This window comes from Streptomyces sp. DSM 40750, assembly GCF_024612035.1.
Lineage (GTDB): Bacteria > Actinomycetota > Actinomycetes > Streptomycetales > Streptomycetaceae > Streptomyces.
In genome coordinates this window covers 1,296,745-1,309,078 of sequence record NZ_CP102513.1, presented here as the reverse complement: position 1 = coordinate 1,309,078, position 12,334 = coordinate 1,296,745, and the positions used below count along the sequence as shown (strand labels likewise).

Annotated in this window: 13 protein-coding genes; 4 read left to right on the top strand and 9 right to left on the bottom strand. The window is 71.6% G+C overall.

Annotated elements, in window-relative coordinates; translation table 11 throughout:
- Positions 1–22: 22 nt before the first annotated feature.
- From JIX55_RS06090 to JIX55_RS06060, 7 genes are all read right to left on the bottom strand, one after another.
- The gene (locus tag JIX55_RS06090; RefSeq protein ID WP_257562199.1) at positions 23–427 is read right to left on the bottom strand and encodes a nuclear transport factor 2 family protein; all 405 of its coding nucleotides are present in this window, start codon (positions 425–427) and stop codon (positions 23–25) included.
- Positions 428–441: 14 nt separating this feature from the next.
- Positions 442–1,410: an acetylxylan esterase gene (locus JIX55_RS06085; protein WP_257562198.1), complete on the bottom strand. Its 969-nt coding sequence runs from the start codon at positions 1,408–1,410 to the stop codon at positions 442–444.
- Between the two features lie 101 nt (positions 1,411–1,511).
- Entirely contained in the window at positions 1,512–3,110 is a 1,599-nt protein-coding gene (locus JIX55_RS06080) for a solute symporter family protein (protein ID WP_257562197.1), read from the bottom strand.
- On the bottom strand, positions 3,104–3,562 hold the full coding sequence (locus tag JIX55_RS06075; protein ID WP_257562196.1) for a DUF485 domain-containing protein: 459 nt from the start codon (positions 3,560–3,562) through the stop codon (positions 3,104–3,106). The genes JIX55_RS06080 and JIX55_RS06075 overlap by 7 nt, the downstream gene beginning before the upstream one ends.
- A gap of 243 nt (positions 3,563–3,805) precedes the next feature.
- Positions 3,806–4,390 (bottom strand): Rv1733c family protein, encoded by a 585-nt coding sequence (locus JIX55_RS06070; RefSeq protein WP_257562195.1) that lies wholly within the window; start codon positions 4,388–4,390, stop codon positions 3,806–3,808.
- Positions 4,391–4,546: 156 nt separating this feature from the next.
- Positions 4,547–5,317 carry a ferredoxin reductase gene (locus JIX55_RS06065; RefSeq protein WP_257562194.1) on the bottom strand — a complete coding sequence of 257 codons (771 nt, stop codon included), beginning with the start codon at positions 5,315–5,317 and terminating at the stop codon, positions 4,547–4,549.
- Positions 5,310–5,915: a sulfite oxidase-like oxidoreductase gene (locus tag JIX55_RS06060; RefSeq protein WP_257562193.1), complete on the bottom strand. Its 606-nt coding sequence runs from the start codon at positions 5,913–5,915 to the stop codon at positions 5,310–5,312. The genes JIX55_RS06065 and JIX55_RS06060 overlap by 8 nt, the downstream gene beginning before the upstream one ends.
- Positions 5,916–6,125: 210 nt before the next feature.
- Here JIX55_RS06060 and JIX55_RS06055 point away from each other — a divergent pair, with 210 nt between their 5' ends.
- From JIX55_RS06055 to JIX55_RS06040, 4 genes are all read left to right on the top strand, one after another.
- Positions 6,126–6,851 (top strand): GNAT family N-acetyltransferase, encoded by a 726-nt coding sequence (locus JIX55_RS06055; RefSeq protein WP_257562192.1) that lies wholly within the window; start codon positions 6,126–6,128, stop codon positions 6,849–6,851.
- A 161-nt stretch (positions 6,852–7,012) separates the two neighbouring features.
- The gene (locus JIX55_RS06050) at positions 7,013–7,789 is read left to right on the top strand and encodes a putative protein N(5)-glutamine methyltransferase (RefSeq protein WP_257562191.1); all 777 of its coding nucleotides are present in this window, start codon (positions 7,013–7,015) and stop codon (positions 7,787–7,789) included.
- 145 nt (positions 7,790–7,934) lie between these two features.
- Positions 7,935–9,950: an NADPH-dependent 2,4-dienoyl-CoA reductase gene (locus JIX55_RS06045; protein ID WP_257562190.1), complete on the top strand. Its 2,016-nt coding sequence runs from the start codon at positions 7,935–7,937 to the stop codon at positions 9,948–9,950.
- A gap of 60 nt (positions 9,951–10,010) precedes the next feature.
- Entirely contained in the window at positions 10,011–10,586 is a 576-nt protein-coding gene (locus tag JIX55_RS06040) for a PadR family transcriptional regulator (protein ID WP_257562189.1), read from the top strand.
- Between the two features lie 39 nt (positions 10,587–10,625).
- Here JIX55_RS06040 and JIX55_RS06035 read toward each other — a convergent pair whose 3' ends face one another.
- Both JIX55_RS06035 and JIX55_RS06030 read right to left on the bottom strand, forming a co-directional pair.
- Complete coding sequence (locus JIX55_RS06035) at positions 10,626–11,168, bottom strand: hypothetical protein (protein WP_257562188.1); 543 nt, start codon at positions 11,166–11,168, stop codon at positions 10,626–10,628.
- A gap of 158 nt (positions 11,169–11,326) precedes the next feature.
- Positions 11,327–12,307, bottom strand: a complete 981-nt coding sequence (locus JIX55_RS06030; RefSeq protein ID WP_443046382.1) for a fibronectin type III domain-containing protein — start codon at positions 12,305–12,307, stop codon at positions 11,327–11,329.
- Positions 12,308–12,334: the final 27 nt, after the last annotated feature.

Genomic DNA, 12,334 nt, shown 5'->3' with positions numbered 1-12,334 from the left:
GGCCTGATCCGGAAAGCGGGCCTCAGAGGAGGAACATCGGCCGGGCGGGCTCCGTGTGGCCCACGACCGTGTGCCAGTAGTCCCGGGTCTCCACGGCCAGGCCGGCCGCGTCGAACCGTACGAAGACGCAGCCCGCGAGTGTCCGGGGCTCCTCGTTCTCCTCGGACAGCACCCGGAACTCGGCGACGGCCAGACCCTCCTGGCCGATCACGGGCTCCGAGAAGCACACGTCGGTCACCCGCTCGTCGGCGAACGACCAGCGCAGGTACGCGGCGAGCTCGTCCCGGCCCCGGTGCGGCTCCCGGAACGGCATCGAGCGGTGCACGCAGTCCTCGGCGTACACCTCCAGGATCGCGTCGACGTCATGGGCGGCCCACGCCCCCTGCCACACCTCCACAAAACGCCGCGCGGCCTCGGCGGTGTCCATGCTGTCCGGCTCCCTCAGAGCTGCGAGGCCAGCCAGCGCAGCTTGACCGCCTCCTGGAAGGGGCCGCCGCCCTCGTGGTCGTTGAAGTCGTAGACCTCGATGCGCTTGTTGGCCTCGGCCCAGGCGTTGAAGGCCGCGAAGACCGTGGACGGCGGGCAGGTCTGGTCCTCCAGGGCCGCCGAGAACAGGGCGGCGGCCCGGCCGCGCGCGGCGAAGTGCACGCCGTCGAAGTAGGCGAGGGTGCGCCCGACCTGCTCGGTGCGGCCCCGGTGGGTCTTGAGGTACTTGCCGATCTCGCGGTACGGATCGCGATCGGTGATGGTCGTGGAGCGAGGGAAGTCGCACAGGAACGGCACGTCGGGCGCGACCGCCACCAGGTCGGGGACGAGCCCGCCGACCGCGATGGAGATGCCGCCGCCCTGGCTGGAGCCGACGGCGGCCGTGCGTGCGGCGTCGGTCAGCGGGTGGGAGCGGGCGGCCTCGACCGCGCGTACGGCGTCCGTGTAGACCCGGCGGTAGTAGTAGTTCTCGGGGGCGTCGATGCCCCGGGTCATGAAGCCGGGGAAGGCCGGTGCGCCGCCCACCGGGTCGGGGGTGTCGCCGCCTCCGCCCCAGGCGCTGCCCTGGCCCCGGGTGTCCATGACGAAGTGCGCGTAGCCCGCCGAGGCCCACAGGAGGTGGGTGTGGGTCAGGCCGCGGCCCCCGCCGTAGCCGATGAACTCCACGACGGTGGGCAGCGGTTCGGTGGTCCCGGCCGGGAGGACGAACCAGCCCTTGACCGGGTGCCCGCCGAACCCGGAGTACGTGACGTCGTACACCTCGACGGTCCTCAGGTGGGTCTCGACCGGCTCGAAACGGGCGTCGAGGTCGTGCTCGCGGGCTTCCCGCAGCGTCTTCGCCCAGAAGGCGTCGAAGTCCTCGGGCTCCGTTGAAGCGCTTCGATAACCACGGAGCTCGTCCAAGGGCAGGTCGAACAGGGCCATGGAGGACCACCTTTTGAGTTCTGAGGTGCGGATGATCACACCGTACGTGGGGCGCCGCGGGCCCGCCAAGAGTCTTTTCCGGGCCCGCGACACCCCACGGATCACCTCTGGTCGGCCCCGATCAGGGCCCGGACCTCGAAGTCCTCGTACACGGTCTCCTCCTGCCGGGGACCGAGACGGGAGCCGAGCCAGCCCAGGAGGAAGCCCGCCGGGATCGAGACGATGCCCGGGTTCTGCAGCGGGAACCACGCGAAGTCGGCGTTGGGGTACACCGAGTCGGGGGTGGACGAGACGACCGGCGAGAACAGCACGAGCAGGACCGACGTGGCCAGACCGCCGTACAGGCTGAGCAGGGCGCCGCGGGCGGTGAACCCGCGCCAGAACAGGCTGTAGACGATGGTCGGCAGAATGGCGGACGCGGCGATGGCGAAGGCCAGGAACGCCAGGGTGGCCGTGTTGGTGCCCCAGGCCAGCAGGGCGAACATCATGCTGAGGACGCCCAGGAGCACCGCGGCGATCCGGGCGACGCCCAGCTCCTGCGTCTCCTTGGCCCGGCCCTTGCGGATCACCTCGCCGTAGAGGTCGTGGGCGACGGACGAGGCCGCGGCGAGCATGAGGCCGGCGGCGACGGCGAGCAGGGTGACGAAGGCCAGGGCCGAGACGATCGCCGTCAGGATCTCGCCGCCCAGCTCGTTGGCGAGCAGCAGCACGGCCGCGTCGCCCTTGTGGTCGATGTCCGAGATGGTCTCCCGGCCCACGAGGGCGGTGGCGCCGAGGCCCAGCACACCGGCCATCAGGCACACGAACCCGACCAGGCCCACGGCCCACACGACCGAGCTGCGCAGCACCCGGGTCTTGCGGGGCGCGAGCAGCCGCATCATCACATGGGGGAGCGCGGCCAGGCCGAGCACGATGGCCAGCTGCAGACTGAGGAAGTCGAGCTTGCTGATGGGGCCGGCCCCGTAACGCAGACCTGGTTGGAGGTATTCGGTGCCCAGGCCGCTGCCGGCGGTCGCGGACGCCAGGAGCCCGTCGATGTCCCAGTCGAAGCGGTTCAACACCATCACGGCGACGATCGTGACACCGGCGACGAGCATCACGGCCTTGACCACCTGGATGAACGTGGCGCCCGGCATACCGCCGATCGCCGCGTAGATCGTGACGATGGAGCCGATGATGATCACGGTCATCGTCCGTGTGGTCGGGCCGGGTTCGCCGACGAACTGCGTCATCAGGGCGATGCTGCCGACCAGTTGGGCCACCAGATACAGGGTGCACACGGTGAGTGTGCAGATGGCCAGCGCCAGCCGGACGGGCCGCTGCTGCAGCGGGAGCCGCCGGGCCAGGGTGTCGCCGAGCGTGAACTTGCCCGAGTTGCGCAGGGGTTCGGCGATGAGCAGCAGCACCATCATCCAGGCGACGACCGTGCCGCAGAGGTAGAGCAGACCGTCGTACCCGGTCAGGGCGACGAGGCCGGTGCTGCCGAGCAGCGTCGCGGCGGAGAGGTAGTCGCCGCACATCGCGAGGCCGTTGCGCAGCGGTGACATGTCACGGTTGCCGAGGTAGAACTCGCTGATCTCGTCGCGCTGCGGGGCCGTCAGTAACGCGGTGAACAGGGTGATCACGACGACGGACAGGAACAGCACGAACGTCAGCCGCAGGCTGAAGGCGTCGGCCACACTCGCGGAGAAGGTCACCATGCGCGGAACCGCCGTCCGGCCGGAACGCGACGCTGCTCGGCCTCACGGTCCTCCAGGTGGGTACGGAGCCGACGGGCGACCGGGTCGAAGTTCTTCCGCATGTGCCGTACGTACAGGTACGCGGTCACACCCATGACGGCGAACTGGGCCAGGCCGAGGGTCAGTCCCAGCGTCAGATGTCCGATCAGCCGCTGGTTCATTACTCCTGGTACGAAACTCGACAACAGGACGTACGCCAGGAATCCACCCACGGACAACGAGGTCGCCAATATCCCGAATCTGCGATATGCGGCGCTTATTGAACGAAATTCAGGGTGTGCGTGGATGGGCTGTCGGCTTGTCTGCGCGTGCCCTGTGCCGGATGCGGGAGAAGGGGAAAACGGATCACCTCCCTGGTTGGGTGGGGGAGGAAACGGGACGGAACTGTCGTACCGTGCCGTGTAGTTGGACACAATGCACCCTCTTCGCTGCCTTATGTCTCGCAGTCGACTCTCTCCGGTCGCGCTGATCGTCGCAGGGAATTCGACAATCGCGGGAGTCGAGTCACTGTGCGGAAACTGTGGGGGAGGAAGCGGAGTATGTCAGCAAGGCTATTGCAGTATCAACTGAGTTGAGGCGATGGATTTTGTGGATGTTTCGGGGGTGGCCGAGATGCGGTGCGCAACCATTAGCTGAGCAGTGTTCTTGTTTTGTGGTCACGCCCAGCGGTGCCCCCAGTCGGGTCCCGTACGCGCCCACTCCCGTTCCCATTCGGCCAGCCGATGCCTGATGGCGACCCGGCGGACGACGAGATGCCCGAGCAGCACGACGCCGACGACGCCACCCGTGGCGCAGGTCCCCATGGCCAGCGCGTGCTGCCAGACGGCGGTGTCGGTCGGCGGCGCCTGGACACTGCGGCCCGCCGAGTCCAGCCAGACATCGGCGCGGTCACCGCGTCCGGTGCCCGCCGCAACCCGTGCCTCGCCGGTCCGGGAGCCGCCGCCGGGCTCGGTCCAGCGGGCCTGTACCCAGTGCATGGACTGTTTGTCACCGTAGGCCGTGGGCACCGAGTCCGGGGCGTTCTCGACGACCACGGCACTGACCTGGTCGAGTGCGGCCCGCTCGGCCGCGGCATGCGCCCGCGCGTCCCCGTGGGCCCACCGGCCCACCACGATCCCGGCCGCCGGGGCGCCGAGGACGAGGAGGAACACGACGAGCAGCACCGTCCACGCCTCGACGACGTCCGAGCGTCGGCGCAGCGGATTGGGGCGCCAACGCCATCCGAACATCTGGCCTCGCATCTCGCCCTCCCTCACCGGCGTGGTCCTCCTGTACGAGAACCCCGGTTAGGACTGGTCCGCACTTCCGGTGTACCCGAAAGAGGCCGCGATGGCATGGTTTGCGCCAGAAATCATGGAAGTGTGAACCAGCAGGGCGCGATGTCCGGGCCGGAAGCGTCAGCCGAACCGCTCGATGCGGATACGGTCCACCGGCTGCCCGGCCTCGACCAGCAGCCGTGAGGCGTGCTCGGCGAACGCGTTGGAGCCGCACACATAGGCCTCCCACCCACCCGGCGGCCGCTCGGCCAGCAGCGGCGCCACATGCGCCGCGGACAGCCGGCCCACCGGCACCCCCTCGGGCGCCCGGCGCGTGAACACGGCGGTGGTCTCCGCGCCGTACTCCGCCGCGTAGATCAGCTCCTCCGGCCCGCGCGCGGACACCAGCAGCCGCAGGGGTACGCCGAGCCCGCGCGCCCGGTGGTGGCGGATCATCGACATCAGCGGCACGACACCGGAACCGGCCCCGATCAGCAGCGCCGGCCGGTCCCCGGGCCAGGCGAAGAAGCCGCTGAGCGGGCCCCGCACCTCCACCTCGTCACCGGGCCGGGCCTCGGTGTGGAACCACCCGGAGACCTCACCGCCCTCGACGTGGTCCAAGGTCAGCTCGATGTGCCCGGCGTCGTCGGGCGGGGACGCCAGCGAGTAGTGACGCCGCGCCGTGTAGCCGTCCCCTGCGGTCAGCCGCAGCATCAGATGCTGCCCGGGCAGATGCCCCGCCCACCCGGGCACCGCGAACCGGAACGTGGCCACGGCCGGCGTCTCCCGTCGGATCTCCGTCAGCGTCGCCGTCTGCCAGACCGCCGCCGTCCCGGTGCTCACGGCGATCCGCCCGGGCACGGCGAACCTCGTGGGCGGCGTGAAACCCGCAGTCGTCGCTGTCTCAGTCACCGGAGTACCGCTGCTCCTCCCACGGGTTGCCCCGCGCGTGATAGCCGTTCTGCTCCCAGAAGCCGGGCTCGTCGTGGTCGAGGAGCCGCAGGCCCGCGACCCACTTGGCGCTCTTCCAGAAGTACAGATGCGGCACCAGCAGCCGCGCCGGCCCGCCGTGCTCGGCGGGCAGCGGCCTGCCGTCGTACTCCCAGGCGATCCAGGCGCGCCCGCCGGTGAGGTCGGCGAGCGGGAGGTTCGTGGTGTAGCCGCTGTGCGAGTACGCGACCGCGTGGGTGGCGGACGCGTCGGGCCGGACCACGTCCAGGAACGCGTCCAGCGACACACCGCCGAACCGCACCCCGAACTTCGACCAGCTCGTCACACAGTGGATGTCGCCCTCGTACCCCGACGCGGGCAGCGCGTGCGCCTCGTCCCAGTCCCAGGAGCGAGGCTCGGCCACCAGACCGTCGACCCGGAACGTCCAGTCGGCGGGCGCGAGGTCGGGGGTGACCTCGGCCGACAGGACGGGCCAGTCGTCGCCGGCGTCGTACTGGCCGGGCGGCAGCCCCGGATCGGGGACGCGGGGGCGTCCGGTGAAACCTCGGGTGACGTTCATGGGGGTCCCACGTGACGGTGGTGATTGCTGAGTCGTACAACCGTACGTGGCTGTGAAGCAGGCTCCGCGCCCGGGGCGGTCGGGCGGTCATTGCGGCCATGTGAAATTCCCGGCACCTCGGGAACAGCGCGCCCTACGATCTTCCTGGCATCCAAGTCGAAGCCGGTCGGATACGCCGGTGACCCGACGGCAGCGGAGGAGAGCGGGAGCATGGCCGAGTACGTGAGTGACATCGAGGGCGCGGGCACCGCGCCGCACGTCCTCGACAACCCCACGCTCGCCTCCCTCACCGGGCCGCACGCCCACTTCGCGGAGAAGCGCGGCCGGGTACTGCGCTATCCCGTCGAGGTGTCGCCGTGGCTCGCCCTGCCCGACGAGCCCGACGCCGTCGACTGGACGGACCTGGCGGCGATGGCGGGCCCCGGCGCGGAGTTCGCGGTCGCGGCCTACGACGGGCGCTTCCCCGCCGACTGGGAGATCACCTTCGACCTGGAGGGCGTCCTGCTCGTCGACGACGGTGTCGCCGCCGCGCCGGACGAGGAGGCCGTACGGCTCGGCCCGGCTGATGTGCCCGAGGCGCTCGACCTGGTCGAACGCACGCGACCGGGCCCCTTCCTGCCGCGCACGATCGAACTCGGCACCTACCTCGGCATTCGCCGGGGCGGCGTCCTCGTCGCGATGGCCGGCGAGCGGTTGCACCCACCCGGCTGGACCGAGATCAGCGCGGTCTGCACTGACCCGGCGTTGCGCGGCGAGGGCCTCGCCACCCGGCTGATCCACGCCGTCGCCCACGGCATCCGCGAGCGCGGCGAGATCCCCTTCCTCCAGGCCGCCGCGGCCAACACGGGGGCCATCCGGCTGTACGAGTCGCTGGGCTTCCGGCTGCGCCGCACCACCCGGTTCGCGGGGGCCCGCATACCCGTGGGCATGGCATGACCATGCGGTAGGGTGACCGGGCCAGTCGCCACGTGGACCGAGGAGGTGAGACCCATTACCGCTGTGTCAGGTCGGGTGCTCTCATCTCAACGCGTCGCGGTGTATCGCCGATAGACCACCGCGGGAGCGCCCTTCGGCCCCCCGAAAGGCTCTCGGCTCTCATGCCACTTCTTTCCACCACCTCTGTCGTCACGGCACTTCGCGCCGCCGGTTGCGTCTTCGCCGAGGACGAGGCGGAGTTGATCCTCACCACCGCACGGACCCCGGACGAGGTCACCGCCATGGTCGACCGGCGCGTCGCGGGTCTGCCCCTCGAACTCGTCCTCGGCTGGGCCGAGTTCGCGGGCCTGCGCATCACCGTGGAACCCGGTGTGTTCGTCCCCCGCCGCCGCACCGAGTTCCTCGTCGAGCAGGCCCTCGCCACCGTCCCCGGTGCCTCCGTCGTCGTCGACCTCTGCTGCGGCTCCGGCGCGGTGGGCGCCGCCCTGGCCGCGTCGCTCGACGGGGCCGAACTGCACGCCGCCGACATCGACCCGGCGGCGGTCCGCTGCGCCCGCCGCAACATCGCGCCGCACGGCGGCCACGCCCACGAGGGCGACCTCTTCGCGGCGCTGCCCGCCCGCCTGCGGGGCCGCGTCGACATCCTCGCGGCGAACGTGCCGTACGTCCCCACCGGCGAGGTCCCGCTCCTGCCGAGCGAGGCCCGCGACCACGAACCCCTCGTCGCCCTCGACGGCGGCACGGACGGCCTCGACGTCCTGCGCAGGGTCGCCGCCGAGGCCCCCGAATGGCTCGCCCCGGGCGGCTGCCTGCTCGTCGAGACGAGCGAACGCCAGGCCCCGCTCGCCCTCGACACCTTCCGCCGCTCCGGCCTGGCCGCACACCCGGCCGTCTCGGAGGAGAGGTACGCCCATGTGGTGATCGGCACCAGGCCCTGAGGCGCGGGCCCAGGCGCTGAGGGGTTCACCCAAGGTTCCACGTCGCCCCGGATGTGGCCTTGCCCTCAACCATTGTGCAACTAGTTGCATAAGCTGGGTGACGTCGTCTACAACGGTGGGGACGACACCACGCACGGAGGGCCCCATGAGCCGTTACCCGCACCTGCTGAGCCCGCTCGACCTGGGCTTCACCACGCTTGCCAACCGCGTGCTCATGGGCTCCATGCACGTCGGCCTGGAGGAGGCCGAGCGCGGCTTCGAGCGCATGGCGGAGTTCTACGCGGCCCGGGCGCGGGGAGGAGTGGGCCTCATCGTCACCGGCGGCATCGCCCCCAACGAGGCCGGACGCCCGTACGAGGGCGGCGCCAAGCTCACCACCGACGCCGAGGCCGAACAGCACCGGCGGATCACCGAGGCCGTGCACCGCGAGGACGGCCGGATCGCGATGCAGATCCTGCACTTCGGGCGGTACGCCTACCACCGCGACCTGGTCGCGCCGAGCGCCCTCCAGGCCCCGATCAGCCCGTACGTCCCGCGCGCGCTCACCGACGCCGAGGTCGAGCAGACCATCGACGACTACGCGAACGCGGCGCGGCTCGCCCGGCAGGCGGGGTACGACGGCGTCGAGATCATGGGCTCCGAGGGCTATCTGATCAACGAGTTCATCGCCGCCGGGACCAACCACCGCGACGACCGCTGGGGCGGCTCCTACGAGAACCGGACGCGGTTCCCCGTCGAGATCGTGCGCCGGGTGCGGGAGGCGGTCGGCGAGGACTTCATCGTCGTCTACCGGCTGTCGATGCTCGACCTCGTGCCGGGCGGGTCCAGCTTCGACGAGGTGGTGACGCTGGCGAAGGCCGTCGAGGCGGCGGGGGCGACCATCATCAACACCGGCATCGGCTGGCACGAGGCCCGCATCCCGACCATCGCGACCTCCGTGCCGCGCGGCGCGTACACCTGGGTGACCAAGAAGCTCATGGGCGCGGTCTCGGTGCCGCTCGTGATGACGAACCGCATCAACACCCCTGAGCTGGCAGAGGAGTTGCTGGCAGACGGCCACGCCGACATGGTGTCCATGGCCCGACCGATGCTCGCCGACCCGGAGTTCGTCAACAAGGCCCGCGACGGACGCTCCGACGCCATCAACACCTGCATCGGCTGCAACCAGGCCTGCCTCGACCACACCTTCAGCGGCCAGATCACCTCCTGCCTGGTCAACCCGCGCGCCTGCCACGAGACGGAGCTGGTGCTGTTCCCGACCCGGCTGCGCAGACGCGTCGCGGTCGTCGGCGCCGGCCCGGCGGGCCTCGCCTGCGCGGTCAGCGCGGCCGAACGCGGCCACGAGGTCACGCTGTTCGACGCCGCGAGCGAGATCGGCGGCCAGCTCAACGTGGCGCGCAAGGTCCCCGGCAAGCAGGAGTTCGACGAGACCCTGCGTTACTTCCGCACCCAGCTCGACGCGCACGGCGTCGACGTACGACTGGACACACGCGTCGCGGCCGACGACCTCACGGCGTACGACGAGGTCGTCGTCGCCACCGGCGTCACCCCGCGCACCCCCGACCTCCCCGGCGCCGACCACCCCAAGGTCCTGGGCTACCTGGACGTCCTGCGCGACGGCGCCCCCGTCGGCGACCGCGTCGCGATCCTCGGTGCCGGCGGAATCGGCTTCGATGTCGCCGAGTACCTGACCGACGGCGGGGAGAAGGCGAGCGAGGACCCGGCGGCGTACTTCCGGCAGTGGGGCGTCGACATGGACTACCGCGCCCCCGGCGGCCTCGCCGCCCCGGAGCGCCCCGCCCCGCCGCGCTCGGTCCACCTCCTCCAGCGCAAGGCCTCCAAGGTCGGCGCCGGGCTCGGCAAGACCACCGGCTGGATCCACCGCGCCGAGCTGAAGCACCGCGGGGTCACCATGGTCCCCGGCGTCCAGTACGACCTGATCGACGACGCCGGGCTGCACGTCACCGTCGACGGCGTCCGCCAGGTCCTGGAGGTCGACACGGTCGTGCTCTGCACCGGGCAGGAACCACGCCGCGACCTGTACGACGCCCTGGTCGCCGCCGGGCGCTCCGCGCACCTCATCGGCGGCGCCGACGTGGCCGCCGAACTGGACGCCAAGCGGGCGATCAAGCAGGGGACCGAGCTGGCGGCGGCGCTGTAGGAGGCCGAGCGGGGGGCCGGTGCGGGCTTCGGGAGCCGTGGGCCTTCCTAGGATGAGCCCATGTCACTCCCGCACGCGATCCTCACCGCCCTGCTCGAAAAGCCCTCCTCGGGCCTGGAGCTGACCCGGCGGTTCGACCGGTCGATCGGCTACTTCTGGTCGGCGACGCACCAGCAGATCTATCGCGAGCTGGGAAAACTGGAGGCGCAGGGCCACATCAGGGCCCTGCCGAGCGAGGCCCCGACACGGGGCCAGAAGAAGAGCTACGAGGTCCTGCCGGCCGGCCGTGACGAACTGGCCCGCTGGACCTCCTCGCCCCAGGACCCCAAGCCGTGGCGTGACGCCCTGTTCGTACGGCTGCGCGCCGCGGCGGTCGTCGGCACCGCCGGCCTGGAGGACGACCTGCGACGCCATCTGGCCCTTCACCAGCGGCAGTTGGCCGAGTACGAGGAGATCGAGAAGCGGGACTTCGGACCCGGCCGGGACGCGACTCAGGACCGGCTCCAGCATCTGATCCTGCGGGCGGGGATCGACCTGGAGACCTCCTGGACCCAGTGGCTGACCAACGCCCTGGAGGAGTTCGAGCGGCTGCCGGGGGACACCGGTGGCCGTGCGGAGCGCTCGGGGAGCGAGTAGGCGGCCGTCCGCGTCACGGGGCGGCCGCCCACGCGTGGCTCACAGCCGGTGCGGCTTGGCGCGCCGGCGCAGGTACCAGACCGCGGCCACCGTGCCGACGGCCACCAGCGCCCCGCCGCCCACGAGGGTGGCGGTGCCGTACTCCCGGGTGGCACCGCCGACGCCGCCCATGACGCCCAGGGAGGGCGAGGAGGGCGAGGAGGTCGTGGAGATGGTGGGGGTGGCGGCGGTGACGATGATGGACTGGGTGCCCGCCGTGGTCCCGTCCCTGCAGACCACGATCACGGTGTACGTGCCGGGGAGCACGTTCGCCCAGGCCGCGGACTGGGTGGTGCTCGTGCCGGTGAGCGGTGCCTGACGCCCCTGGGAGAAGTTCGCCTGCCCGCTGGAGAGCAGCGAGGCGTTGCCGAACGTGCCGTTGGCGCTGGTGGGGCAATCGTTGGTGGTGACCGTGACCGAGGATCCCGTGGTGCTCACCGAGATCCCCGTGGTGACGGCGGCGGCCGGCGCGGTCAGAGCGATCGGCAGCGCGGCGGCGGCCACGGTCAGGCCGGAGCGGAGGAGTAGCTGAGACGTACGCATGGGGTCTGCCCTCCAGCGGCACGGTTGGCGACATCCCTTGCGCCGCCGAGGATCGGGAGACCCGTGCTGCCTGAGGGTGAGCCAACGTGCCCCGCGGCCCGCCCGCATGCGGACCGCCCCCGGGCAGGTGACGGATTCCGCCGTACGAGGGACCCCGCTCACCCGGCGGTGGTCACCGTCCGCTCCGCCGAGAACCCGCCCCAGCTCCCGTCCGGCAGCTTCGCCCGGATCCGCACCCGGTACGACACCCCGGCCTCCCGGCCCGCGTAGAAGCTGTACGTGGCTCGGCCCCGGGGCGGGGTCCCGCCCCAGACGAGGGTGGTCGCCGACCGGCCGTCGAGCTGGATCTCGTACTCCGTGATCACGCCGTCGGTACGCGGTGGAATCCAGGACAGCTCGATGGAGTACGCCCCGTCGGCCCGGCGCGTGCCGGCGCGGAACCCGGTGGGCGCGGTGCCCCGCCCGTCGTCCGTCCCCGGCGCGGTGGTGAGCCGTACCGCCCGGCTCATGGGCGAGACGTTGTCCGCCGCGTCCCGCGCCCGCACGGTGAAGGAGTACCGGGTGCCGGGCCGCAACCCCGTGACCACGGCCGCCGTCTGTGCCCCGCCCACACTGTGGATCTTCGAGTCGCCCCGCAGGATGTCGTACGACACCACGTCCCGGTCGTCCGTCGACGGCCCCCAGGACAGCTCCACCGCCTTGCTCCCGACCACCTTTCCGTCCAGGCGCCCCGGCCGGGTCGGGGCCCGTCGGTCGGCCCGCGCGGCGGCGGGTGTCGTGGCCCGGACCTCCGCGCTGGGCGGCCCGAGGTCCCCGGCGGCGCCGCGGGCCCGGACCGTGAACACATACGTGGTGGACGGTTCGAGCCGGGTGATGTCCACCATGTGCTCGCCGCCCGGCACGTCCTTCACCTTCGTCCGGCCCCGGTACACCTCGTACCCGGCGATCTCCGGCTCACCGGACGCCCGATTCCACATGACGTGCACGCTGGTGGCGCTGCCCGCGGCGGCGGTGACGCCGGCCGGGGCCGGGGGCGGACGGCGACCGGGGCTCTCGTCCATTCCGCAGGCGGCCGTGAGGAGCAGTGAGCCGCAGAGCAACGGCACCAGGACGAGTGCCGGGATGGGAACGCGTCGCACGATCCTGCCCCCTCGACGTCGAACCAC